The organism is Labrys sp. HAY1-8F, from assembly GCF_056754975.1.
On the sequence record NZ_JBPGWZ010000001.1, the window covers coordinates 1,087,597 to 1,111,169 of the forward strand.

Sequence of the window (23,573 nt, forward strand, 5' to 3'; positions counted from 1 at the left end):
TCATGCCTGAGACCTTTGATCTTGCCGTCGTCGGGGCCGGCATTGTCGGCCTTGGCCATGCGCTGGCTGCGGCCCGACGCGGGCTGAGAGTCGTGGTTGTCGATCGCGATAGCGCCGCCAATGGTGCCTCCATTCGCAATTTCGGCTTGGTCGTCGTCAGCGGCCAGACGCCGGGCCTTTCCTATCGGCGCGCGCAGCGCAGCCGCGAGGTCTGGCTTGCATCGGCAGCCGAGGCGAAGATCGGCATTCTCCATCGCGGCATGGTGATCGCCGCCCAGCGTCCCGAGGCGCTGGGCGCCATAGAGGCATTCTGCGCCACTCCGGAAGGCGCATCATGCCAGGTCTTGACTGCAGCCGAACTTGCGGAGCGCGAGCCTTCCCTGGCCGGTTCCGCTGCAATCGGCGGCTTTTTCAGCCCGCATGAATTGCGGGTCGAATCCTTCCTCGCTCTGCCCCGCCTCGTCGAGTGGCTCCGGGCGCATCACGGCGTCACCTTCCGCTTCGGCACGGCGGTATGGGGAGTCGAGCCCGGGCGGCTTCTCACCAGCACCGGGGATGTCACGGCCTCACGCATTGCAGTCTGCCCGGGCGATGATCTCGCCACCCTCTTTGGCGAGACGATCGCAGAGCACAGGGTTCGGCGCTGCAAGCTGCAGATGCTGCGCCTGGCCGATCCCGGCTTCAGGCTCAACTCGGCGCTGATGTCCGATCTCAGCCTCCTGCGCTACGGCGCCTTTGCCGCACTGCCGGAAACGGCTGCACTACGCCGACGGCTCGAAAACGAGCGGACAGCCGCCCTGGAGAATGGCGTCCATCTCATTGTCACTCAGTCGGCCGATGGCTCTCTGGTCGTGGGCGATTCACACCATTATGGCGCGACGCCGGATCCCTTCGCCTCCACCGAGGTCGACGGCCTGATCCTGGCAGAATATGCGGCCCTGTTCCGTGCGTCCCCCCTCGCGTCATCGCCCATTGGGTCGGCACCTACGCATCCTCGTCGAAGGACGAGGCACTTCGGCTGGCGCTCGGCGAAGGCGTCAGGCTGGTGATCGTGACCAGCGGCACCGGCGCAAGCACGGGTTTTGCTCTCGGCGAGGAAACGATCACCGAGCTTTTTGGTGGCTAAAGAGGGGGAGCGGGCGCGGCCCGGCTGTGGAGCACCATGAACCTGATCCATACCGAGGGCGAATCCAATACCGCCCAGGCGCGGCGTGACTGGAACGCCAGGCAGCATCACGCCTCCTCGGCCGCACTGCTGCAGCGCGATGCCGATGTCTTCCTGCATCAGAGCCTTTCCAGCCCCTGCGTGTCGACCATCGCCAAGGCCGAAGGCATCTGGATCGAAGACCTCGCCGGCCGGCGTTACATGGATTTCCACGGCAACAGCGTCCACCACATCGGCTATGGGCATCCGCGCCTCAAGGAAGCCATCCGGGCGCAGATGGATACTCTGCCCTTCGCCCCGCGCCGCTTTACCTGCGAGACGGCTGTCGAACTGGCCGAGACGCTGGCAGCGCTCTCGCCGGGCGATCTTGGCAAGGTGCTGTTCACCACGGGTGGCTCGGACGCCATCGAGGTCGCCCTCAAACTGGCGCGCGCGGCGACGGGCCGGTTCAAGACACTGTCCTTCTGGGATGCGTTCCACGGCGCCGGCTTCGGCGCCTCCAGCGTCGGTGGCGAGGCGACGTTCCGCTCCGGCATTGCCGGCCCGCTCCTGCCGGGCAGCGAGCATGTGGCGCCCTGGGCTCCGCATCACTGCCCCTATGGCACGAATTCGCTGGAGGAGTCGGCCCGCGCCTGCGCCAGTATGATCTCCTATATCCTGGCCCGCGAAGGCGATTTCGCTGCCTTCATCGCCGAACCCATGCGCGCGACCCCGCTCGTACCCGCGCCAGGGTTCTGGAAAAGCGTGCGCGAAGCCTGCGACAGGCACGGCACGCTGCTCATCTTCGATGAAATTCCAACCGGCCTCGGCAAAACAGGCAGGTTCTTCGCCTCCGAGCACGACGGTGTCACGCCCGACATCCTCGTGCTCGGCAAATCGCTGGGCGGCGGCATTCTGCCGATTGCCGCCGTCATTGCCCGCCGCGGCCTCGATGTTGCCGGCGACTATGCCATCGGCCACTACACCCATGAAAAGAACCCGGTCACGACACGGGCCGCGCTGACCACGATCGCCATCATCCGCGAGGAGGGCCTGGCCGAGCGCGCCAGCGAGCTGGGCGATCATGCCATGGGCCGCATGAACGAATTGATGGCCCGTTCCGCCCATGTCGGCGACGTGCGGGGCAGAGGGCTGATCTTCGGTGTCGAGCTCGTTGAGGACAGGCAAGGGCTTCAGCCCAATCATGCGCTGGCCGAGCGGGTTTATTATCGCTGCCTGGAAAGTGGCCTGTCCTTCAAGATCAGCCAGGGCAATGTACTGACGCTGTCGCCGCCGCTGACCATTGCCAAGGACGACCTCGATCGCGCCCTCGCTATCGTCGAGGACGCGGTCCTGGCGGGTTGAAGGCGCCATGGTGAAAGCTGTCAGGACGGACCGGGAGCTCGAATGCCCCGGCATCGATGCAGGGCTCAGGGCGCATGGCGTCGAGCTCGTCACCCTGCCGGAAGGCATTTCGGAAGGCGATCTATGCGCGGCCGTGGCCGACGCCGACCTGCTGCTGATGTGCTACACGCCGATCACCGCCCGGGTGATCGAGGCAGCGCTCCGACTGAAGGGCATCGTCAAATATGGCGTCGGCATCGATGCGATCGACATCTCGGCGGCCATGGCGCGCGGCATACCCGTCGTCAACATACCCGATTATGCCGAGGAAACGGTTGCCGAAGGCGCCTTCGCCCTGATGATCGCACTCGCCAGGCGCCTGCCGGCCATCAGCCATGCGGTTGCCGAACAAGGTTGGATCTGGCCCGAGCCACGCTGGCTCGGGCGTGACATCGCCGGAGCGACGCTGGGCCTTGTCGGGTGCGGCAAGATCGGTCGCAGCCTCGCCCGCATGGCCGGCGCCGGCTTTCGCGCAAGAGTCCTGGGCTATGATCCCTATCTCGACGCCACGGCCATGCGCGAAGCCGGCATCGAGAAGGTCGAGGCGCTTCACGACCTGTTGGCCGCGAGCGATTTCGTCTCGATTCATAGCGTCCTCAACCAGAGCACGCGGGGCATGATCGGATCGGCGGAGCTCGCCTGCATGAAGCCGAACGCCGTCCTGATCAATGTGTCGCGCGGCGCGCTGATCGACGAAGCCGCCCTGGTCGATGCCGTCGTCGGAGGGCGCCTGGGTGGTGTTGGCCTGGACACCTATTCGCTCGAACCTCTGCGCAAGGCCGGCCATCCGATGAGCCCGCTCTACAGTCATGACAACGTCATCCTCCTTCCGCATCTTGCTTTTTTCACGGTCGAAGCCATGCAGCGCCTGGAGGCGGACACCTTGGCCCGCTGCAAGGAAATCCTTCAAGGCCGGCCGGTGACGGTTCGTTCCAACGACCCCCGCCTGCGAGCACAGCGCGCCGGCATTTTTTTTGCCTGAAGCGTTTTGCGATCTGGCGGCAATCGCAAGGACATGTCCAAACAAGGAGTTGGGGCAGAGAACGCTCCTGATTGAGCATGCTTTGCTCCTTGAATTGCACAACGCCGACGCCCTAGTCATCCTATAAGTAGAATCGTTCATTTCATAAGATAAATAGATTTTACTTATCGGACGCTTGAAAACACATTTCAGCAAGGCGTTCGGCTCAGGCCACGGCAAAACACAGGCAAAAACAAGAAAGCCGCCAAACGCTCACATCCGTCCCTAGAGGAGAACGTCATGAAATCCAGGTTCGCCCTGATTGCAGCCCTGATGTTAGCCGGTATGGCCGTACCGGCCCATGCCGATGGCGTGGTCACCATCTATAGCGCCGATGGGTTGCACGACGGCACGCCGAGTTGGTTCGGCGATCAGTTCGAGGCCTTTACCAAGGCGACCGGCATCGAGGTCCAGTATGTCGAAGCCGGTTCGAGCGGCGTGGTCGATCGCCTGGCCAAGGAAAAGTCCAACACCCAGGCCGATGTCCTGGTGACACTGCCTCCCTTCATGCAGAAAGCTTCGGCCGACAGTCTCGTCGAAGCCTACAACCCGGCCGGAGCCGACAAGATCGAGGCCCGCGACAAGGATGCCGAGGGACGTTTCTATGCCCTGGTGAACAACTACCCCAACTTCATCTACAACGCCGAGGTCCTCAAGCGGCCCCCGGCGAAATACGAGGATCTCCTCGATCCCAAATTCAAGCAGAAGCTGCAATATTCGACGCCTGGACAGGCCGGTGACGGCACGGCTTTCATGCTGCAGACTTTCCACGCCTTTGGCAGCAAGGAGAAGGGGCTCGACTTTCTCAAAAAGCTCCAGGCCAACAATCTCGGGCCTTCCGCCTCGACCGGCAAGTTGACCGCGCTGGTCAACAAGGGCGAGCTCTATGTCGCCAATGGCGACATGCAGATGAACCTGTCCCAGCAGGCCGACAACCCCAACATCCAGATCTTCGTGCCGGCAGGGCCAGACGGCAAGAAGACGCTATTCGCCCTGCCCTACTACATTGCCCTGGTCAAGGGCGCCCCCAACTCCGAAAATGGCAAGAAGCTCATCGACTTCCTGCTTTCCGCCGATGCTCAGAAGCAGGTCAGCGTCGTCGCCAGGGGTCTGCCGGTGCGCAACGACGTCAAACCGGATGACGAGAACTACAAGAAGCTCCACGCCATGCTGCAGGGCGTCGAGATCTGGAGCCCGGATTGGGCGAGCGTGCTTTCCGGGTTGAAGGACAACGTTGCAGCCTACAATTCGGCCATTTCAAGCAATTGAGGGCCTACAGAACCATGGAAAGAGCGCAGCTGAAAAACGGTCCAGGCACCGAAGCCAAGGCTGCCGCTCCTGGCGGCAGCCGCATCGGCTTCGAGAACGTCTCGGTTACCTACGGTAATCTGACTGTTCTACATTCCTTCACACTGACGGTGAACCCGGGAGAGATCGTCGCCCTGATCGGCCCCTCGGGCTCGGGCAAGACGACGGCGTTGCGCAGTGTTGCCGGATTCGTCCGGCCCTCTTCGGGCCGGATCATGATCGGCGAGCGCGATGTCACGCATCTCGCCCCCTATGACCGCAAGATCGGCATGGTGGTGCAGAATTACGCCTTGTTCCCGCACATGCGCGTCGACGAGAACGTCGCCTTTGGCCTGCGCGCCCATGGCGCCCGCGAAGACACCATCCGCCAGTGCGTGCCCGAATGCCTGGCGATGGTGGGCATGTCGGCTTATTCGCGGCGCTACCCGCGCGAGCTTTCGGGCGGGCAGCAGCAACGCGTCGCCATTGCCCGCGCCCTGGCTCCCCGACCGCAGGTCCTGTTGCTCGACGAGCCACTTTCGGCCCTCGACGCCCAGATCCGGCGGGCCATGATCGACGAACTCGCCAAGCTCCATACCAGCCTACCGAACCTGACGGTGCTCTACGTCACGCATGATCAATCCGAAGCCCTCACGCTGGCCAACCACATCGGCATCATGCGGGATGGCAAGTTGCGTGCCTTCGGCACGTCCCAATCCTTGTTCCGCAATCCCCCGAACCGCTTTGCGGCAGAGTTTCTGGGCCGTGCGAACCTGCTTTCGGTCAAGGATCTGCAGCCGACCGAGAACGGGCATGCCCGGGTCCGCTTCGGCAATACCTTTCTTTTCGCCCGCAACCATCACCGTCTTGCCAGCGGCAATGATTGCCTCCTGTGCGTCCGGCCGCATGATTTCCGCTTCACCCACACGACCTCCGAGCCCAATGCCCTCGAGGCCATCGTACTCAGCGTGCAATGGCAAGGCGATGTCCAGAACATCACCTTCGAAACGGGCGGACATACCGTCCGCATGACGACGACGCCCATGGCCGATCCACCGCAGGCCGGCGAAAGCGTGCGCATCCATTTCGAGCCGGGTGATGTCACTTTGGTTCCGGAGGACCCCGCCCATGGCTGACATTGCGCTCGGCGCGGCCCCAGCGCGGCGCAATTTCGACGGGCTCTGGATCCTGCCGCCACTTATCGTATTGGCCCTGCTCTTCTTCTATCCCCTCGCCCTCATCATTCGCGCCTCGCTCGGGGATGGTCCACCCTCGCTCGCGACGTTCGAGCAGGTCCTCGGCTCCCGCCAGTTCGTCGACGGGCTCTACCACACCATCGTCATCGCCATCTGCTCCACCATAGGCTGCCTGCTGCTTGGATTTGTCCTGTCGGTGGTGTTTGCCTTCGTGCCCTTTCCCGGCGCCAGACTTGCGGGCCGGCTGATCGATACGGTGATCGCACTGCCGACCTTCCTCGTCACCCTTGCTTTCACCTTCATCTATGGCTCGGCCGGCATTCTCAACGAAACGCTGATGCATGCCTTCGCCTTGCAGCTGCCGCCCATCGACTTTCTCTATTCGCAATGGGGCGTCGTGCTGGCGGAGGTGACTGTTTACACCCCCTTCGTCATGCGCCCGCTTCTCGCCACCTTCTCCCAGATCGACCATGCCCAGATCGAGGTGGCAAGCAGCCTTGGCGCCCGCCCCCTGCGCATCGTACGAAAGGTCATCTTCCCGGCCGCTCTGCCGGCCCTGGTCGCCGGGGGGAGTCTGTGCCTGCTGCTCAACGTCAATGAATTCGGCATCGTGCTGTTCATCGGCGCCAAGGACGTCATCACCCTGCCGCTGCTGATCTACAGCAAGGCGATCCAGGAGTTCGATTATGCGACCGCTTGCGTCATCGCGGTCGTGAACATCGCGCTCTCGCTCGGCCTCTACACGCTCTATCGCATCATCGTCGCTCATTTCGGAGGCAGCAATGCTGGTGTGGTCTAAAGCCGAGCGCGGCGTCCTATGGGCGGCCGTCGTGCCGCTCTTCCTTCTCGTCTACGGCCTGCCGATCGGGGTCATCGTCCTCGCCAGTTTCAGCGGGCAGTGGAACGACATCCTGCCCTCGCACCTGACTACCCAACATTATGCCGATGCCTTTCGCACGGCTTCCTTCGCATCGCTCAAGGCCAGTATCCTCACAGGCATCATCGCCAGCCTGGCGGCTCTCGCCTGCGGCACCTGGGCAGCTCTGGTCCTGCGCCGTTTCAAACCCTTGCCCAAGCGCGTGCTCGACCTTTTTTTCTTCGTGCCGAGCGCGGTTCCCTCCGTCTCCATCGGCCTTGGACTGCTGGTTGCCTTCAGCCAGCCGCCCTTCCCGCTCAACGGCACGAGGCTCATCGTGCTCATCGCGCATTTCATGCTGATTTCGGCCTTCACCTACGGCACCGTCACCGCTGGGCTCGCCCGTCTTCCGATCGACTGCGAGCAAGTTGCCGAGAGCCTGGGCGCCCGCCCCTTCTACCGGCTGCGACGCGTGACACTGCCATTGCTCACCCCCTATCTGATCGCCGCCTTCAGCCTCTCCTTCGCCTTGTCGATGGGGGAACTCGGGGCGACCGTCATGATCTATCCGCCGGGCTGGGTCACCCTGCCCGTCCGCATCTTCTCGCTGTCGGACCGCGGTGCGATCTTTGATGCCGCCACGCTGACGACGATATTGGGTGCCGCGACCCTGATCGTGCTGATCACCCTGACGCGCATCTCGAGCAAGGTGCTGTCAAGATGACGCCGGACCTTGCCAAGCCATCCCCATCACTGCGCCAGATTGCGGCGTTGCCCCTCCGCATGAAGGACGGGCGCATCGAAACCTGCCTTGTGACGACCCGCAGCACAAAACGTTGGACCCTGCCGAAGGGCTGGCCGATGAAGGGACGCAAGGATGCCCATGCAGCAAGGATCGAAGCAAAGCAGGAAGCCGGCCTGCTCGGCAAGGCCGACAAGAAACCGATCGGCATCTATCCCTACTGGAAACGCCTCGATACGCATTTCGCTCTGGTCGAAACTACCGTCTACCGCCTCGAGGTCAAGGCGACCTTGAAGAAATGGAAGGAGCAGGGCCAGCGCGAGGTGCAATGGATGTCGTTGGAAGAAGCCGCGCTCCTCGTCACCGAACCAGGTCTTGCCGACTTGCTACGAGAACTTACGCATCGAGCCTGTTCATTCGGAACAACACCTTGAAGTCGCCAAGACTGTGATCTGAACGCTTCGAACTAGGGCAATTTTTTGAGCTCCGGTCACCGCGGTCCCCATGATGTCGGTGCAATAGGCTCGGACTTATGTAAATACTAACAATAATGGCAGTTATATTATAAAAAATTTTAATTCCTCAGGTAGCCTGTCCCGCAAAAGCGAGACAAGCCATCGGACCTTTAAATACTCTATCTTGAATTCTGATAGTAATCGATTTTACCGTCGGGGCCCTTCCTCCAGGTATAAATTGCGTATCCAATCGTGGTAAGATCACCCTTCTTGTCGTAGGCTAGATCTCCACGAACCGTGTGAAAAGTCATGCCCGAATGCATGACTTCCGCCATCTTCTGAGGATCCGTGGATTTAGCCGCTTCGGCTGCCTGCGCGAAGATCTGCACCGCGGCATATGAGAAAAGAGTATAACCTTCAGGCGTGAACCCCATTGCTTTGAATTGACCGACAAGGTCGGCGTTCTGCGGTTCGTTTTCGAATTTTGGCGGGAAGGTCATCTGGGTTCCGATGACCGCATCACCACCAACCGTGGCAAAATCGGAAGATGTGATACCATCGCCTGACAACATGATCGTTTTCATGCCCTGGTCGCGAAGTTGCCTGAGGATAAGCGCTGCCTCGGTGTACAATCCGCCCCAAATCAACAAATCGATCGATTTATTCTTCATTTTGGTGACGATCGACGAATAATCCTTCTCTCCGGCATTCACACCTTCCATCAAGTCGGGCGTAATGCCGCGCTTGGCCAACTGTGCGACGGTATTCTTGGCAATATCCTGGCCATAGGTGGTCTTGTCGTCGACGACAGCTATTTTCTTGCCCTTGAAATGACTGGCGGCAAAATCTGCCCAGACTTGTGCTTGTTGGTCATCTCGGCCGCAGGTTCGAAAGACGTTCCAAAGCTTGCGGTCGGTGACCTTCTCATTGGTCGCTGAGGGCGTGATCAAAATCACCCCATTGTCCGCATATACTTCCGAGGCCGGGATGGTAACCCCGGTGTTGAAATGGCCGACGATCCAAGTGACGCCGTCGCCTACGAATTTATTGGCGACGGAGACGCCTTGCTTGGGATCTGCCTGATCGTCCCCGACCTCCACCTCAATTTTCTGGCCAAGAACTCCACCTTTTGCATTGATGTTCTGGACGGCGAGCTTGACGCCGTTCTTCAATTGGGCGCCGAACGCGGCCTGCGGTCCCGTCATCGGGCCGGCCACTCCGATCTTGATTTGAGCCTGCGCCGATCCTCCCAGAACGAAAGAGGCCGACAACATTACACCCACGAACCATTTCAGCTTCATATATATTCCTCCCCTGCGGCGGTTGTTCTCTTTGTTTTCAAGTTTCAACGACCTATAAGAACGACCTTCCTTGGAAGATCGCCGAGAATATTCTCAAGTCTTCATGCGCGCCTCCCCGGCTCATCGTGGATTTCCCAAGCATCAAGGCGCTCCACCGTCCGAAGACGCATCGGCCTGTCTTTTGACTTTCGAAAATTATTGACTGTTAGATCAGTAATTGAACCGTGCTTTACCGAGACAGACACGGGCGCCAGAAATCATGAGGCCGCTCCAGCGCAATCTTCGAACTGCTAACGCTCCCCTCGATCAAACGTAGCGTCGCCGATGCCACGTTGCCTTAGGACGTTTCTGGCTATTTTTTCCGTCGGCGTTCGTGGAAGCGGTGTATCGGCGATCTCGATATAGCGTGGGACCATATGGCGAGGCGCCAGCGCCCTGAAATGGTCGAGCAGATCGGGCGGCTGCACCATGGATCCGGGCCTACGCAGGGCCACGATCATGATGTCTTCCTCGGTGAGCGCTGACGGAATGCCGAACGCAGCGCTCTCGACGATGTCGGGATGTTTGTCGGCAATGGTCTCGACTTCATAGACCGAGATGTTCTCACCCCGGCGTCGGACCGCCTCGTTGAGGCGGTGCTTGAAATAGAGCCAGCCATCCTCGTCCATGAAGCCGGCATCGCCGGAATGGTACCAGAGGTTGCGAAGCGTCTGCACCGTCTTGGCATCCGCCCGGTAATAGCCGGAAAACATGCTCCAGCTCTTGTTCGGGCGCGATACGATCTCACCGATCGAACCGGCCGGGAGAGGCTGGTCCTTCTCGTCGACGATTGCCACGTCCCAATCGGGATGGGGACGTCCGCAGGAACCCGCCCTCGTTTCGCCCGCCGTGTCCAGGGTCACGAAACTGGTTTCGGTCTGGCCGTAACCCGTGACGAGGTGCACATCGAAGCGAGCTTCGAATGCTTGCTTGTCCGGGACCATGGGAATGCACTGGCATATTCTCACAGGATTGCTGGCGTCCTGCTCGGACGGTGGGGCACGCTGGAGTATGACAGCCATGGCGCCCAGCAGATTTGTCGCCGTGGCGCCGCTCTTGCGCAGTTGGTCCCAAAATCGTGAGGCGCTGAAGGCTTCGACCAGGGTCGCGCGCGTGCCGTAGATCAGCGGCAGGTAAACGCCGAACATCTGCGCATCGGTGTGAAACAGCGGCAGGGCCGAGAAATAACTGTCGCGGCCCGTATAGCCGAGATTGTGCGCCATGGCGGTGGCCCAGGAATAACAATGATGATGCGACATCAAGGCCCCCTTGGCCGGACCAGTGGTGCCGGATGTGTAGAGGATGGCCATCGGGTCGGAATAGTGGATGTCGGCCACGTTGAAATCCGGCAAAGGCGCGAGGCATTCCTCATAGCCGACGATGCGGTCGATCCGGATACCGGCGGCCCGTGCCTCGCTCGCCTCGGCCCCGACGAGTATCAGCGTGCGAAGATCAGGAAGGCTGTACTGGATCCTGGCGAGTTCGGCCAGGGCATTGGCGTCCGCAACCAGAACCTCCGCTCCGCAATTATTGAGATTATGGCGGAGCAGATCTCCTTTCAGGCCCGGATTATTCGGCACCTCGATAGCGCCGAGGATCGAAGTCGCGAACCAGATCGCGACGAGTTCGAAGCAATTGGGCAGCAGCATCGCCACGCGATCGGATTTGCCGACGCCCAAGCCGCGCAGGCCCCGGGCCAGCCGGCTGGAAATCTGCAGTATGTCCTCGAAGCTGGCGGACCGCCCGCATATCTCGATGAATTGCCGGCTGCCCAGGCGTTCGGCTTGCTTCAACAGGATTCTTGGCAGCACCCGATTGTCGACATCGTCCTCATGCCGGCCTGGAATGGTGAAGGGGGATGAGACCTCAAGCATTGTCATCAATACCGTCAGAACTGTTTTGCGCGTGCCTGCGCTTCTGCCGAGAGGAAGCCGCGCACCGTGGCCCTAGTCTCGAGCGCCATGGCGTCCGCGAGAGAGGAGTGAAAGCCTTCATTGATGGCGTGCTTGATGTCGGACACGGCGCTGGCGGGGCGCTCTGCGATGACCAAGGCCAGTTTCCTTGCTTCGTCGAGCAAGGCGGCCTCCGGAAAAAGCTTCCAGGCGATGCCGACCTCGACAGCCTTCGCGGCGTCATGGCGTTCACCCAGGATCATCAGTTCCTTGGCAATCTGCGGCCCGACCTGCTTTGTCAGGAGCGCCGTCACGCCACCGGTGACGAACAGCCCGTAGCTGACCTCAGGAAAAAACCAACGCGCATTCTCGGCAAACAGCCTGAAATCGCAGTTGACCGCCCATTCGAGAGCTCCGCCCACGCACCAGCCATGCACCGCGGCGATGACGATCTTGCTCGATTGCATGATGCGCAGGGTGATGTCCTGGATGGCATCCACCCAGGCCTGCGTGGCCCCGTCGGAGGCGGTTTGCGCATCGAGATCCTTGAGATCGTCGCCTGAGCAGAAAGCTCGCCCTTCGCCGTGCAGAATGATGACGCGGGTGGCTTCATTGGCCTCGGCTCGCGCGAGAGCCTCGGCAAGCTCGTCCACCAGTTGCCGATTCATAGCGTTGAGCCGTTCCGGCCGGTTCAGCCTGATCCAGGTCAAAGCCCCGTCGTCACTGGAAATGACTGCGGTTGTCATGACGTGCTCCTCATACGATCATCGGTTCGGCGTAGGAGCCCCAGACGCCCCGCAGGGCGCCGCAGATCTCGCCGAGCGTCGCTCTCGCCTTCACCAACTCGATGGTCTTGGGCAGAAGATTGATGTCGTCGGACATTGCCTGCTCGGCGAGTTCCCGCAGCAGATGCTGGACGCGGCTGTTGTCACGGTTTTTCCGCACGGCGTTCAGGCGGTCGATCTGGAGCTGGGTGCAGCGCTCGTCATAGGGGTGGATATCGACCTCGGCCGAGCGGCTTGCCTCGTCGACATGGCGGTTGACGCCGACCGAAATCTTCTCGCCTCTGTCGATCTTCTTGAAGGTGGCATAGGCCGAGTCGGCCAGCTTTTGCTGGAACCACCCCTCTTCGACCAGCTTGATGGCGCCGCCGCGCTCGTCCACTTCGCCCAGCATCTTCCAGATCTCGTTTTCCATGTCCCGCGTCAGACGCTCGACGAAGTAGGAGCCCCCGAGAGGGTCGATCACCGATGTTACGTTGATCTCGTCGCGGATGATCTGCTGGGTGCGGATGGCGAGCTTCATCGCCTCTTCGGTCGGGATGGCAAAGGCCTCGTCGAGGCCGTTGGTATGCATGCTCTGGCAACCGCCCAGCACGGCGCCGAGTGCCTGGATGGCCGTCCGCATCAGATTATTGTGATGCTCGACCTTGGTAAGGCTCATCGCCGCGGTCTGGACATGCACGCGAAGCCGCATGGATTCGGGCTTCCTGGCCTTGAATCGCTCCGACATGATCTTTGCGTAAACCCGCCGCGCCGCCCGGAACTTGCAGATCTGCTCGAAGAAGTCCTGGTGGCTGATGAAGAAGAAGGACAGCCTGGGCGCGAAATCGTCGATATCCATGCCTGCGCCGGTAACCTCCTCGCAATAGGCGATGGTAAAGGCCATGATGAACGCGATCTCCTGGATCGCATTTCCGCCGACATCGGACAGATGGTAACCGCTGAGGCTGATCGGGTTGAGTTTGGGCGTCGTCCTGGCGCTATGCATGATCAGATCACGCAACAGGCGAACGGCGGGGCGCACCGGATAGATCCATTCCTTCTGGGCGACATATTCCTTCAAGGGATCGGCCTGCAGCGTGCCTGTCAGTTTGCCGAGATCGCAGCCGCGCTGTTCGGCAACGGCAACGAACATCGCATAGATCACCCAGGCCGACGGGTTGATGGTCAGTGAAACCGAGATCTTTTCGAGGTCGATCCCGTCGAAGAGGCGATCGACATCATCGAGCGTATCGATGGCGACGCCTACCCGCCCGACTTCGCCGAACGCCATCGGATCGTCGGAATCCATGCCAAGCAGGGTCGGCAGGTCGAAATCGGTCGACAGGCCTGTCTGGCCTGTTTGAATCATGTATTTGTAGCGCTGGTTGGTGGCCTCCGGGTTGCCGAAGCCCGCGACCTGCCGGATAGTCCATGGCCGCCCGCGATACATGGTGGGATAGACGCCCCGCGTGAACGGATAGGCTCCCGGGAACCCCAGCTCGCTCGCGGGAATGTCCGCGACGTCGGCGGCGGTATAGACACGCTTCAGCGCAATACCGCATTCGGTTTCATAGGCCGGTTTTTCCTCGGGCCTCATCGTCAAGGCTGCCGCGAGCTGGTTTTCCTCCCATTCGGCTTGCTTTTCCCGAATGGCACCGATCGCCTGTTCCGAGAATAGTTTCATATCGCCTCTACCTCGTTGTCCCAGCCCAGGAGCCGATAGGCGGCCACTGAGGGGTCGGTGTCCCTGTCCACCACGGCCCGCACATGCTTTTCGAGCTCGTCGGCTCCCTGGTTGAATTTGCTTTGGAAAAGGTGCCTGGCGGTGGCCAGTATCCGCGCTCTCGACATGACGCGCTGACGCCCGGCCAACTCGCCGCTGTCCTTGAGATGCCGCCAATGCCGGTCGATCGCGTCCTTCAGATCCTGGACGCGCTCACCCGAAAGCGAGGAGACCGCGAGCACCGGAGGAGGCCAGTGCGCGCTCGTTCCCGTCGACCCCAAGGCCATCATGCCCTTGAGCGCCGACACCATAGCTGCCGCTTCAGGCTTGTCGGACTTGCTCACCGCATGGATATCGGCGATCTCCAGGATGCCGGCCTTGATCGCCTGAATGTCGTCTCCGAGCCCGGGCGCCGACAGCACCACGATGGTATGGGCGGCCGTCACCACCTCTACCTCGTCCTGCCCCACGCCCACGGTCTCCACGATGATGGGCGAATAGCCGGCGGCATCGAGAATATCGACGGCCTGCAGGGTCGAACGCGCCAAGCCGCCCAGATGGCCGCGTGTTGCCATGCTGCGCACGAAACATTGGAAGGCGCAGGCCGCATCGCTCATCCGCACGCGATCGCCGAGAATGGCGCCGCCCGAAAAGGGGCTGCTCGGATCGACCGCAATCACCCCGACCTTGTGTCCGGCCAAAGCGAAGGCCCGGATAAGGGAAGAGACCAGGGTGGATTTGCCGGCGCCCGGCACGCCGGTAATGCCGACGATATGCGCCCTGCCCGTGTGCCTGTATATTTCGGCCAGGGCGTTCGATGCCTCCGGATAGCCGCCCTCCGCCCGCGAGATCATGCGCGCTATGGCGGGAACGTCGCCGGCGAGGACGCAGGGCACGAGTTCGCTCGAGGCGGTATAGGCCGCACGCTTTGCTGGTCTCGGAGGGGTTGAAATGGTCATAGGCGGCCACGAGCGGCAACTAGGTTGCGGATCGTCGTCACGATCAGATCGGCCCGCGCCTCCTGTGGCACGATCGCGTCGACACCGCTGTCCCATAGGCTGGCATAGTCCTGCTCGGGGATCACCCCGCCGGCGACGACCATGATGTGCTCGGCCTTCTGCTCGCGAAGGCAGCGACCCAGTTCCCGGAACAACGGAACATGGGAACCCGACAGGAGGCTGACACCGATGACATCGACGTCTTCCTGTATCGCGGCGCCGACCACTTCGCCCGGCGATTTGTAGAGGCCGGTATAGACGACCTCCATGCCGGCATCCCGCAGGATGCGGGCGACGATCTTGGCGCCCCGGTCATGCCCGTCCAGCCCGATTTTGGCGACAAGCACCCGGATAGTGTCCGAAGCGCGCGCCACGCTACCGCTATCGGTGTTCGGACCCTGGTCCGTTGGGATTGCCTCGGTCATGGCTGCGTTTCCTTTACTCTGCAGCAATGCCGGGGCGATCCGAGGTCGTGGCGAACACGGCTTCGATGGCGTCTGCAATGATGCCCAGTCCAAGGTCGAGTTCTTCTTCCGAAATCGTCAGAGGTGGCGCGATGCGGAACACGCCGCCCATGCCCGGAAGCTTGACGATGTTCATGCTGAGGCCGCGCCGGAATGCTTCGGCGGCGATCCGCGCGCCAAGCTCATGGTCGGGATCCTTGTTCTGACCGGGCTTCACGATCTCGACCCCCAGCATGAGGCCACGGCCGCGCACGTCTCCGATACAGTCATAGCGCAGCTTGAGTATCGTCAGGCCGTCGAACAGCCTCGCACCCAGATATCGGGCCCGTTCGACAAGGTTCTCCTCTTCAACCACGTCGAGCACCGCGAGACCGATAGCTGCCGGCAGCGGATCGGACACATGGGTGGTGTAGAAAAGGAAGCCCCTTTCATGTGCTGCCTCTTCGATCTCCGTCGTCGTCATGACGGCCGACAGAGGAAGGCCTGCTCCGATGGTCTTCGATAGGGTGAGGATGTCAGGCGTAACGCCGTCCCTTTGGAAGGCGAACATGTCGCCGGTGCGACCGATACCGGTCTGTGCCTCGTCAAGGATGAGCAACATTCCGCGTTCGCGGCATTTCTGCTTCAGGGCGCTGAGATAGCCCTGCGGCAGCTCCAGCATGCCGCCGCTGGACAGGATCGGTTCGGCGATAAAGGCCGCCAGGCTGCCGGTCGACTGGCTGTCCACCAGATTGAAGGCATCGTCGAGCTCGGTGTGCCAGTCCAGTGAGCCATCGGCGTGCTTGAAGCGTGGGCGGAAGCTGTTGGGCGCGGGTATTGCGAGGGATCCAACCGCCGCAGGTCCATAGCCCCTACGCCCGGCACTGTAGGTCGCCGAGGCGGCGACGCCGGTCATGCCATGCCAGCTCTTCGAGAAGGCGACGATTTCGTGCCTGCCCGTCACCAGCTTGGCCATGCGGATGGCGGCTTCGTTCGACTCTGCCCCGGTCGACAGCAACAACACCCTGTCAAGGCCGGGCGCCAGGACGGCGAGGCGTTCGGCCAATTCGACCACTGGACGAGACAGCATGCCGCTGAAGAGGTGCGCGACCGTCTCAACCTGTCGGCTAACCGTCTGGACGATCCGGGGATGCGCGTGGCCGAGCAACGCGCTCATCTGCCCGGACGTGAAATCAAGGATCGGCCTGGCATCGGCATCGTAGACAAAGGAACCTTCGGCACGCTCGATGATCGCGGGCTCGAATGTGCCGCCATATCGGATCAGGTGCTTTCCTGCCGACGCCCAGAACGTCTTATCCAAGTTTTTTGACATCTTGCAGCCTCATCAAAGCGCTGGAGCCATGATTACCGGCTGGCGGGATTGCAGTAAATTTGATAGTTTTTGGATTCAGATATCAATGGAATTGATATGCAACCCTCTCTTGACCTTAGGTTGCTGGCGACCTTCATTCGCGCAGCTCATTCGGGAACGCTCAGCGCGACGGCCATCCAGGTGGGTCGCACCCAATCGGCTGTTACGATGCAGATTCAACGGCTTGAGGAAGCCTTGGGCGGCCAAAGCCTGTTTCACCGCAGTGGCAGCGGCGTTCGTCTCACGGGAAGCGGAGAGCGCTTCCTGGGCTATGCCGAGCGCATTCTCAAACTTCATGATGAAGCCGTCTCGGTGTTCTCGGGTAAGGGCCTGCATGGCTCGATCATCTTCGGCAGCCCGGAAGATTATCTGATCGCCTTCTTTCCGACGCTGCTGAAAAGTTTCGGAGCGATTTATCCCGACGTGGAGATCAAGGTCGTTTCAGCGCCGACGGTCGAGCTGCATCCGCTTTTACGCGCGCGCCAGATCGACCTCGCGCTTGTGTCGATTCCGGATGCGAAGGCGTCGAAGGACGTGGTGCGTGCGGAACCGCTTGTGTGGGTGGGCAGCAAGCCGACGCTGGAGCTGCATGATTTTGGCGATACGGTGCCGATGGCCTTACCGGCTTCGAACGCCATGGATCATAGGGCCGCATGCGATGCCATGGCCCGCACCGGACTACGCTTTAAAATATCATACGCGAGCAACAGTATTGCAGGCCTGATAGGCGTTGCACGATCGGGGCTCGCAATAAGTGTCATGACTCAAGAAGCCGTGCCTGCAGACCTGTTCATTCTCAAGGCACCTCTTCCGTCCCTGCCCCAGCTAGGCATCTTGATTGCGTTTGCCGAAGAAGAACGGTCGCCCGCGATCGAGGCTTTTGCTGATCACATCCGGCGGGTCCTTCCGTCCCTATAGCTCACGTTTTGCATAACAGTTGAATGCAGTAACGCGTCATCATTGCCCCTCCCTGCGCGAGCCGGCCGTTCTCCGATCGTTCTAACGAACGATCCAGAACCTCGGCGGCGATCCGTGCTTCTTGCAGTCCCTCATGGCTCGAAGATCACAATCGTCGAATAGGCTGCTCTCAAAGATCCCGTCCAAGCCTCGCCTGTGCCTCCAGACCGAGAATAAGGGTTTCGATCAGGAAGTCGTAGCCCTCTTGGAGCGGAGCGGCATCGCCGCTCTTCCAGCGCATCACGAAAGCTCGATTGTACATTTGCGGCAAATGCCGTGTGATCAGCGGAAAGCGCGTCGCGTCGAGCTCACCCAGGCCCGCATCGAAGGCCTGGACCCATTGCGAGCCCTCGCTCGCGCCATCGGCAGCGAGTTCCATGGTGATATAGCCTTCCAATGCCCCCACAACGGCGTTGAAGGCGTCGATGAGGCGCTGGCCTTCAAATCCGGCCTGGGTCAGGGCTTTCAGGATGATCTCGACCCAGGGCGCGTTCGGGGCACCGTTCGAGCGGATATGCGGGCCGAGCAGAGGCGCGGCATGCGGATGCTGGTGGACGCGCGCGCGAAAACGCCGGAATAGCAGCCGGATCGTCTCGCGCCAGTCGTCGGGAAGATCTGCCGGCGACATCAGGCTGGCGATCAGCGAGCCGGAGATTTCGGCGAGCAGGTCGGTCTTGTCGCCGCCGACATGCCAATAGAGCGCGGCTGGATAGACATTGAGGCGGCGGGCGAGGGCGCGGACGGAAAATCCCCCCAGCCCGTCCTCGTCGATCAACGCGATGGCGGCCTCGACAATGCGCTCCCGGGTCAGGCCGATGGCGGCAGCCCGGCCCACATGCCGTTTCTTTGCCGGAGGATGTTCGCTCACCGCCACCGCCTCTTGCTGTCAGGCAAGGCCGAGGGCGTGCCCAAGTTCGCGTGCAAATCGTTCATTGTCCCCTGCCGTTCCGATACTCACTCTGAGGAAGTTGGTATAGCCGGCCTCCCGCCATGGTTTGACGATTATGCCCTTCCGAAGCAAGGCGTCAGCCACAGATGCGGCCTCCGTTGCGAGATCAAGGAACAGGAAGTTCGTCTGCGACGGGATGACGCCCACACCCATGACGCGCAGGCGATCGGCCAGGAGGGTGCGATCACGGCGGATCTGCGCGACGGCCCCACGCATCCAACCCTCATCACCGAGGGCGGCGATGGCAGCCACTTGGGCGGCCGCGTTGACGTTGAAGGGTGTCAGGGTTGTGCGCATGCTGCGGGCGATGCCGTCATCCGAGGTGATACCGTAACCGACGCGCAGGCCGGCCAGGCCATAAGCCTTGGAAAAGGTACGCAATACGACCCAGGACAGGCCTGCCCGATCGGCCAGCACGCCGAGCCCATCGGGATAATCGGGGTCGATCAGCTCGAAATAGGCCTCATCCAGCACGAACAGGGTTTCAGGCTGCACCGCGTCCAGCAGGCGGTCGAGTTGGGGCCGCGACAGGGCCTTGCCGACCGGATTGGAAGGTGAGGAGATGAAGACGATCTTTGGCCCGCGCGCCAGTTCGCGCACGAGCGCATCGACGTCATAGTCGAAGGCTGCCGTCATCGGCACCTTGGTCACCTGCGCTCCCACTGCCATCGCCTCGATTTCGTGCAGACCGAAACAGGGGGCGATAGTGAGCACTGCATCGCCCTTGCCGAGATAAGCGCGGCAGAGGGCAGCGATCAACTCTTCCGACCCGTTTCCGCAGACGATCCGATCGGAGTCAGCGCCGAGTTTCGCCGAAAGCGCCCGCCGCAGGGCGGTGCATGCCGAATCGCTGTAGCGCGACGGCACCAGGGAGCCCAGTGCCGTCGGCACCGCCGGCGAAGTGCCATGGGGATTTTCGTTGCTCGCCAAGGCCGCAATGTCCTGCCGCCCGCTGGCCAGTCGCGCAGCCGCGATCGAGATGCCCGCATTATAGAGGGGAAGCGTTGCGACCTCCTGGCGCGGCCTGAGTGCCTTCTTCTGAACCGAGTGCATGTTCCAACCTCCTGGTGAGGCGCCTTTTGATGGCGCTTTTGCGATGCCTTGTGCACCCGCCGGACGCAGCTGGTGGATCCGCGGGCTCCGCCCCCTGCCCCGGCCGGCTTTTGATCAGCGCACAAAAAACATCATTGACATCGCAAAAAGTCTATACATATATTTTATTGTCCACTGAACAAAAACGGCTTCGAGCCCGGAACAGATGGATCGCCGTTGCTGCGTCTGCAACGGCGCACGCAAGTGCCAGAGCCTCAGCGCGGATGAACGGCCAAACCGGGCCGGCATGCGGGACTCCGGCAACCAGGGGAGGAGTTCACATGTTTGTGGAAAAGACCGTCTTTCGCCCGCGCCGCTGGCTCGTGAATGCGGCCGTTTCAGCGCTGCTCATGACCATGGCGCCCGCCCTGGCGGCGACGCCTGCCAACACGCTGGTCGAGGGTTTCGCCATTGACGAGATGATCACCATGGATCCCGGCGAGGCCTATGAGCTCTCCACCGCCGAGATCGGCGCCAATATCTACGATCTCCTGGTGCGTTTCGACGTGGCTGATCCGTCCAAGGTCAAGGGCGACCTTGCGCAGAACTGGACCGTCTCCGACGACGGATTGACCTATACGTTCAAGCTCAAACCCAATTTGAATTTCGCCTCCGGCAATCCGCTGACAGCCGAGGACGTGGCCTGGTCGTTCGAGCGCATCATCAAGCTGGACAAGAGCCCGGGCTTCATTCTCGGCCAGCTCGGCCTCTCCAGCCAGAATGTTGTCGAGAAGGCGAAGGCCGCGGCGCCCGACATCTTCGTACTGACGATCGACAAGCCCTATGCGCCGAGCTTCGTGCTGAACTGCCTGGCCTCAACCGTGGCGGCCGTCGTGGACAAGAAACTGGTGCTTGAGCATGTCGTCCCGGTAACGCCCAGCGCCGACTACAAATATGACAATGACTTCGGCAATGGCTGGCTGAAGGCGCATACGGCCGGCTCAGGACCGTTCACGTTGCGTGAATGGCGCGCCAACGAAGCCGTCGTCATGGATCGCAACGACAAGTATTGGGGCGACAAGGCCAAGCTCGCCCGCGTCATCTATCGCCATATGAAGGAGAGCTCAGCCCAACGGCTGGCGCTGGAGGCCGGCGATATCGACGTCGCCCGCAATCTTGCGCCCAATGATCTCGATGCCGTGGCCAGGAACGACAAGATTGCTCTCACCAGCGCACCGAAGGCGACGCTCTATTACATCGGCCTCAACCAGAAAAACGAGAAGCTGGCCAAGCCGGAAATACGCCAGGCCTTCAAATATCTGATCGACTACGACGCGATCGGCTCGACCCTGATCAAGGGTATCGGCGGAACCCACCAGACCTTCCTGCCAAAGGGTGTGCTGGGCGAGCTCGACGACAACCCCTTCAGGCTCGACGTTGCCAAGGCAAAGGCGCTCTTGGAGAAGGCCGGCCTGAAGGACGGCTTCTCGGTGACCATGGACGTAACCAGTATCCAGCCGGTGACGGGGATCGCCGAATCCATCCAGCAGACGGCCGGCGAAGCGGGCATCAAGATCGAGATCATCCCCGGCGACGACAAGCAGACGCTCACAAAATACCGTGCCCGCAACCACGACATCTATATCGGCCAATGGGGCCAGGATTATTTCGACCCGAATTCCAACGCCCAGAATTTCGCCACCAACATCGACAATTCGGACGACAGCAAGGACCAGACCCTGGCCTGGCGCAATGGCTGGGCCGTGCCGGAACTAGCCAAGGAAGCTAAGGCCGCTCTCCTGGAGAAAGACACCGCCAAACGGGTCGAAATATACCAGCGCCTTCAAAAGCAGGTGCTCGAAACCGGTCCCTTCGCCCTCATCTTCCAGCAGACCGAGGTTGCCGGCGTGCGCACCAACGTCAGGGGCCTCAAGCTCGGGCCGAGCTTCGACACCAATTTCGTCGCCGACATCACAAAGGAATAGAAGGTGGCATCGCCTCTTCTGGGTATCACGCAAACACAGGCGCTGCCGGCCAGCGGGGGTGGCCGCGCTCTCGCGCTCGCCAAATCCGTCGCACGCTTCCTCGTCATCGCCCTTACCACCTATCTCGGCCTGCTGGCGGTGACCTTCTTCATCGGCCGGGTAGTCCCCGTCGACCCCGTGCTGGCAGTGCTAGGCGACCGCGCGCCGGCCAGCGTAATAGAGCGCACGCGGCGCGAAATGGGCCTGGACCTGCCGCTGATCGAGCAGTTCTACATTTATCTCAAGGGCGTGCTTTCCGGCGATTTCGGCCGCTCGGTGCTGACCTCCAATCCTGTCATGGCCGATATCCGCCGCGTCTTCCCAGCGACCATCGAGCTCGCGACCCTCGGCACGCTGATCGGCTCGGTCGTCGGCATTCCACTCGGCGTGCTGGCGGCGGTCAGGCGAGGCAGCCTGACCGACCAGATCGTGCGCGTCGTCGGCCTGGTCGGCTATTCGGTGCCGATCTTCTGGCTGGGCCTGCTGGCGCTGGTGCTGTTCTACGCCAAGCTGCATTGGGTCGCCTTTCCCGGCCGCATTGACATCACCTTTGAATATTCGTTCACGCCCGTCACCGGCTTCTTCCTGCTGGATGCGCTCATGCAGGGTCAATGGGACGTCGTCCATGATGTCCTGCGGCACATCGTGCTGCCGGCTTCGCTGCTGGGCTATTTGTCGCTCGCCTATATCAGCCGCATGACGCGCTCCTTCATGCTAAATGAGCTTTCCCAGGAATATGTCGTGGCCGCGCGCGCCAAAGGCCTTTCGGAACCACGCATCATCTGGGGGCATGCGCTACGCAATGCGGCGGTGCCGCTGGTGACGGTGATCGCGCTCTCCTATGCCGGGTTACTTGAAGGCTCGGTGCTGACGGAGACCGTGTTCTCCTGGCCGGGTATCGGCTTCTACATCACCAACTCGCTGCAGAACGTGGACATGAATGCGGTGCTGGGCGGTACCGTGGTGATCGGCTCGGTGTTCATCGCCATCAACCTGTTCGCGGACCTGCTCTACCGACTGCTCGATCCGAGGACGAAGACGCCATGAGCGCGGCAGAACGATTGACGATATCCCGTCGCGAATGGCTGCTTACGGAGCGGCCGAGTTCACGCTGGCAAGCCAGGCTTGGCCGTGCCTATGTGACGTGGCAGCGCTTCCGCGCCAACCGGCTGGCGGTGGCCGGGCTTGTCATCATCCTGGCCCTGCTGTTTGTGGCCATCTTCGCCGACCAACTCGCGCCCTATTCGCCGGTGATCGGCGACTTGAAGCATGCGCGCCTCCAGCCCCCCTCCCTCCAGCATTGGTTCGGCACCGACGATCTTGGCCGCGACATCTATTCGCGCCTCGTCTGCGGCTCGCACCTGACGCTGTTCGTGGTGGTGCTGGTGGCCATCATCGCGGCACCGATCGGGCTCCTGGTCGGTACGGTGGCCGGCTATGCCGGCGGCTGGACCGATGCGGTGCTGATGCGCATCACCGACATCTTCCTCGCCTTCCCCCACCTCATCCTGGCGCTGGCTTTCGTCGCCGCCCTCGGCCCCGGCATCGAAAATGCGGTGCTGGCCATCGCCATCACCTCCTGGCCCCCCTATGCCCGCATCGCCAGGGCCGAGACGCTGACGGTGCGCAATTCCGACTACATCAAGGCGGTGCAGTTGATGGGTGCCTCTCCCCTTCGCATCGTACTGCGTCATATCATGCCGCTGTGCACGTCCTCGCTCATCATCCGCGTGACGCTGGATATGGCCGGCATCATCCTCGTCGCCGCCGGCCTCGGTTTCGTCGGGTTGGGTGCGCAGCCGCCCCTGCCGGAATGGGGCGCGATGATCGCCTCCGGCCGTCGCTTCATCCTGGACCAGTGGTGGGTGGCCGCGGCACCGGGCCTTGCCATCCTCGCCGTCAGCCTCGGCTTCAACCTGCTCGGAGACGGATTGCGCGATGCGCTCGATCCGCGCAGCGCCGACCAATGAACAC

General features: G+C 61.6%; 21 protein-coding genes. 12 read left to right on the plus strand and 9 right to left on the minus strand.

Annotated elements, in window-relative coordinates; genetic code table 11:
- Nucleotides 1-2 precede the first annotated feature (2 nt).
- The 8 genes from ACR9ZN_RS04920 (at nt 3) to ACR9ZN_RS04955 (ending at nt 8,084) form a co-directional block, all read left to right on the plus strand.
- Nucleotides 3-1,049, plus strand: coding sequence for a TIGR03364 family FAD-dependent oxidoreductase (locus ACR9ZN_RS04920; RefSeq protein ID WP_481271510.1), 1,047 nt, complete (start codon nt 3-5; stop codon nt 1,047-1,049).
- A gap of 113 nt (nt 1,050-1,162) precedes the next feature.
- Nucleotides 1,163-2,509, plus strand: coding sequence for a (R)-1-hydroxy-2-aminoethylphosphonate ammonia-lyase (pbfA, locus tag ACR9ZN_RS04925; protein WP_481271511.1), 1,347 nt, complete (start codon nt 1,163-1,165; stop codon nt 2,507-2,509).
- Between the two features lie 7 nt (nt 2,510-2,516).
- Nucleotides 2,517-3,530: an NAD(P)-dependent oxidoreductase gene (locus ACR9ZN_RS04930; RefSeq protein WP_481271512.1), complete on the plus strand. Its 1,014-nt coding sequence runs from the start codon at nt 2,517-2,519 to the stop codon at nt 3,528-3,530.
- 279 nt (nt 3,531-3,809) lie between these two features.
- Nucleotides 3,810-4,838: a 2-aminoethylphosphonate ABC transporter substrate-binding protein gene (locus tag ACR9ZN_RS04935; protein WP_454817410.1), complete on the plus strand. Its 1,029-nt coding sequence runs from the start codon at nt 3,810-3,812 to the stop codon at nt 4,836-4,838.
- A gap of 14 nt (nt 4,839-4,852) precedes the next feature.
- Entirely contained in the window at nt 4,853-5,992 is a 1,140-nt protein-coding gene (locus ACR9ZN_RS04940) for an ABC transporter ATP-binding protein (RefSeq protein WP_454817408.1), read from the plus strand.
- Nucleotides 5,985-6,851, plus strand: coding sequence for a 2-aminoethylphosphonate ABC transporter permease subunit (locus tag ACR9ZN_RS04945; RefSeq protein WP_481271513.1), 867 nt, complete (start codon nt 5,985-5,987; stop codon nt 6,849-6,851). Before ACR9ZN_RS04940 ends, ACR9ZN_RS04945 begins: the two co-directional genes overlap by 8 nt.
- Nucleotides 6,835-7,632 carry an ABC transporter permease subunit gene (locus tag ACR9ZN_RS04950; RefSeq protein ID WP_481271514.1) on the plus strand — a complete coding sequence of 266 codons (798 nt, stop codon included), beginning with the start codon at nt 6,835-6,837 and terminating at the stop codon, nt 7,630-7,632. The genes ACR9ZN_RS04945 and ACR9ZN_RS04950 overlap by 17 nt, the downstream gene beginning before the upstream one ends.
- Complete coding sequence (locus ACR9ZN_RS04955) at nt 7,629-8,084, plus strand: NUDIX hydrolase (protein ID WP_434960380.1); 456 nt, start codon at nt 7,629-7,631, stop codon at nt 8,082-8,084. Before ACR9ZN_RS04950 ends, ACR9ZN_RS04955 begins: the two co-directional genes overlap by 4 nt.
- Nucleotides 8,085-8,284: 200 nt before the next feature.
- On the opposite strand, the gene ACR9ZN_RS04960 is transcribed toward ACR9ZN_RS04955, so the two are convergent.
- From ACR9ZN_RS04960 to ACR9ZN_RS04990, 7 genes are all read right to left on the minus strand, one after another.
- Nucleotides 8,285-9,406: a branched-chain amino acid ABC transporter substrate-binding protein gene (locus ACR9ZN_RS04960; RefSeq protein WP_454817402.1), complete on the minus strand. Its 1,122-nt coding sequence runs from the start codon at nt 9,404-9,406 to the stop codon at nt 8,285-8,287.
- Between the two features lie 290 nt (nt 9,407-9,696).
- Nucleotides 9,697-11,325 carry an AMP-binding protein gene (locus ACR9ZN_RS04965; protein ID WP_481271515.1) on the minus strand — a complete coding sequence of 543 codons (1,629 nt, stop codon included), beginning with the start codon at nt 11,323-11,325 and terminating at the stop codon, nt 9,697-9,699.
- A gap of 8 nt (nt 11,326-11,333) precedes the next feature.
- Nucleotides 11,334-12,083 (minus strand): enoyl-CoA hydratase/isomerase family protein, encoded by a 750-nt coding sequence (locus ACR9ZN_RS04970; protein WP_454817398.1) that lies wholly within the window; start codon nt 12,081-12,083, stop codon nt 11,334-11,336.
- Between the two features lie 10 nt (nt 12,084-12,093).
- On the minus strand, nt 12,094-13,785 hold the full coding sequence (locus tag ACR9ZN_RS04975; protein WP_454817396.1) for a methylmalonyl-CoA mutase family protein: 1,692 nt from the start codon (nt 13,783-13,785) through the stop codon (nt 12,094-12,096).
- Complete coding sequence (gene meaB / locus ACR9ZN_RS04980) at nt 13,782-14,783, minus strand: methylmalonyl Co-A mutase-associated GTPase MeaB (RefSeq protein WP_454817394.1); 1,002 nt, start codon at nt 14,781-14,783, stop codon at nt 13,782-13,784. Before meaB ends, ACR9ZN_RS04975 begins: the two co-directional genes overlap by 4 nt.
- Complete coding sequence (locus tag ACR9ZN_RS04985; RefSeq protein WP_454817392.1) at nt 14,780-15,247, minus strand: cobalamin B12-binding domain-containing protein; 468 nt, start codon at nt 15,245-15,247, stop codon at nt 14,780-14,782. The genes meaB and ACR9ZN_RS04985 overlap by 4 nt, the downstream gene beginning before the upstream one ends.
- Nucleotides 15,248-15,260: 13 nt before the next feature.
- The gene (locus ACR9ZN_RS04990) at nt 15,261-16,598 is read right to left on the minus strand and encodes an aspartate aminotransferase family protein (protein ID WP_481271516.1); all 1,338 of its coding nucleotides are present in this window, start codon (nt 16,596-16,598) and stop codon (nt 15,261-15,263) included.
- 96 nt (nt 16,599-16,694) lie between these two features.
- Here ACR9ZN_RS04990 and ACR9ZN_RS04995 point away from each other — a divergent pair, with 96 nt between their 5' ends.
- A complete protein-coding gene (locus ACR9ZN_RS04995) occupies nt 16,695-17,555 on the plus strand; it encodes a LysR family transcriptional regulator (protein ID WP_454819286.1) in 861 nt (286 codons plus the stop codon).
- Nucleotides 17,556-17,724: 169 nt separating this feature from the next.
- Here the strand turns inward: ACR9ZN_RS04995 and ACR9ZN_RS05000 are convergent, their stop codons facing one another.
- Both ACR9ZN_RS05000 and hisC read right to left on the minus strand, forming a co-directional pair.
- On the minus strand, nt 17,725-18,462 hold the full coding sequence (locus ACR9ZN_RS05000; RefSeq protein ID WP_441773551.1) for a TetR/AcrR family transcriptional regulator: 738 nt from the start codon (nt 18,460-18,462) through the stop codon (nt 17,725-17,727).
- An 18-nt stretch (nt 18,463-18,480) separates the two neighbouring features.
- Nucleotides 18,481-19,596 (minus strand): histidinol-phosphate transaminase, encoded by a 1,116-nt coding sequence (gene hisC / locus ACR9ZN_RS05005; RefSeq protein WP_481271517.1) that lies wholly within the window; start codon nt 19,594-19,596, stop codon nt 18,481-18,483.
- 320 nt (nt 19,597-19,916) lie between these two features.
- Between hisC and ACR9ZN_RS05010 the strand changes: the two genes are divergently transcribed.
- The 3 genes from ACR9ZN_RS05010 to nikC are packed head-to-tail and all read left to right on the plus strand — an operon-like array spanning nt 19,917 to nt 23,569.
- Nucleotides 19,917-21,560, plus strand: a complete 1,644-nt coding sequence (locus ACR9ZN_RS05010) for an ABC transporter substrate-binding protein (RefSeq protein WP_481271518.1) — start codon at nt 19,917-19,919, stop codon at nt 21,558-21,560.
- A gap of 3 nt (nt 21,561-21,563) precedes the next feature.
- Nucleotides 21,564-22,646 (plus strand): ABC transporter permease, encoded by a 1,083-nt coding sequence (locus tag ACR9ZN_RS05015; protein WP_434960369.1) that lies wholly within the window; start codon nt 21,564-21,566, stop codon nt 22,644-22,646.
- Nucleotides 22,643-23,569, plus strand: a complete 927-nt coding sequence (gene nikC, locus ACR9ZN_RS05020) for a nickel transporter permease (RefSeq protein ID WP_481271519.1) — start codon at nt 22,643-22,645, stop codon at nt 23,567-23,569. The genes ACR9ZN_RS05015 and nikC overlap by 4 nt, the downstream gene beginning before the upstream one ends.
- The last annotated feature ends 4 nt before the right edge of the window (nt 23,570-23,573 follow it).

What these genes read in the sequence shown, in the direction of transcription:
- ACR9ZN_RS04920 (WP_481271510.1), top strand. Translation starts at nt 3, where the DNA reads ATGCCTGAGACCTTTGATCTTGCCGTCGTCGGGGCCGGCATTGTCGGC.
- pbfA (WP_481271511.1), top strand. Translation starts at nt 1,163, where the DNA reads ATGAACCTGATCCATACCGAGGGCGAATCCAATACCGCCCAGGCGCGG.
- ACR9ZN_RS04930 (WP_481271512.1), top strand. Translation starts at nt 2,517, where the DNA reads ATGGTGAAAGCTGTCAGGACGGACCGGGAGCTCGAATGCCCCGGCATC.
- ACR9ZN_RS04935 (WP_454817410.1), top strand. Translation starts at nt 3,810, where the DNA reads ATGAAATCCAGGTTCGCCCTGATTGCAGCCCTGATGTTAGCCGGTATG.
- ACR9ZN_RS04940 (WP_454817408.1), top strand. Translation starts at nt 4,853, where the DNA reads ATGGAAAGAGCGCAGCTGAAAAACGGTCCAGGCACCGAAGCCAAGGCT.
- ACR9ZN_RS04945 (WP_481271513.1), top strand. Translation starts at nt 5,985, where the DNA reads ATGGCTGACATTGCGCTCGGCGCGGCCCCAGCGCGGCGCAATTTCGAC.
- ACR9ZN_RS04950 (WP_481271514.1), top strand. Translation starts at nt 6,835, where the DNA reads ATGCTGGTGTGGTCTAAAGCCGAGCGCGGCGTCCTATGGGCGGCCGTC.
- ACR9ZN_RS04955 (WP_434960380.1), top strand. Translation starts at nt 7,629, where the DNA reads ATGACGCCGGACCTTGCCAAGCCATCCCCATCACTGCGCCAGATTGCG.
- ACR9ZN_RS04960 (WP_454817402.1), bottom strand. Translation starts at nt 9,406, where the DNA reads ATGAAGCTGAAATGGTTCGTGGGTGTAATGTTGTCGGCCTCTTTCGTT.
- ACR9ZN_RS04965 (WP_481271515.1), bottom strand. Translation starts at nt 11,325, where the DNA reads ATGACAATGCTTGAGGTCTCATCCCCCTTCACCATTCCAGGCCGGCAT.
- ACR9ZN_RS04970 (WP_454817398.1), bottom strand. Translation starts at nt 12,083, where the DNA reads ATGACAACCGCAGTCATTTCCAGTGACGACGGGGCTTTGACCTGGATC.
- ACR9ZN_RS04975 (WP_454817396.1), bottom strand. Translation starts at nt 13,785, where the DNA reads ATGAAACTATTCTCGGAACAGGCGATCGGTGCCATTCGGGAAAAGCAA.
- meaB (WP_454817394.1), bottom strand. Translation starts at nt 14,783, where the DNA reads ATGACCATTTCAACCCCTCCGAGACCAGCAAAGCGTGCGGCCTATACC.
- ACR9ZN_RS04985 (WP_454817392.1), bottom strand. Translation starts at nt 15,247, where the DNA reads ATGACCGAGGCAATCCCAACGGACCAGGGTCCGAACACCGATAGCGGT.
- ACR9ZN_RS04990 (WP_481271516.1), bottom strand. Translation starts at nt 16,598, where the DNA reads ATGTCAAAAAACTTGGATAAGACGTTCTGGGCGTCGGCAGGAAAGCAC.
- ACR9ZN_RS04995 (WP_454819286.1), top strand. Translation starts at nt 16,695, where the DNA reads ATGCAACCCTCTCTTGACCTTAGGTTGCTGGCGACCTTCATTCGCGCA.
- hisC (WP_481271517.1), bottom strand. Translation starts at nt 19,596, where the DNA reads ATGCACTCGGTTCAGAAGAAGGCACTCAGGCCGCGCCAGGAGGTCGCA.
- ACR9ZN_RS05010 (WP_481271518.1), top strand. Translation starts at nt 19,917, where the DNA reads ATGTTTGTGGAAAAGACCGTCTTTCGCCCGCGCCGCTGGCTCGTGAAT.
- nikC (WP_481271519.1), top strand. Translation starts at nt 22,643, where the DNA reads ATGAGCGCGGCAGAACGATTGACGATATCCCGTCGCGAATGGCTGCTT.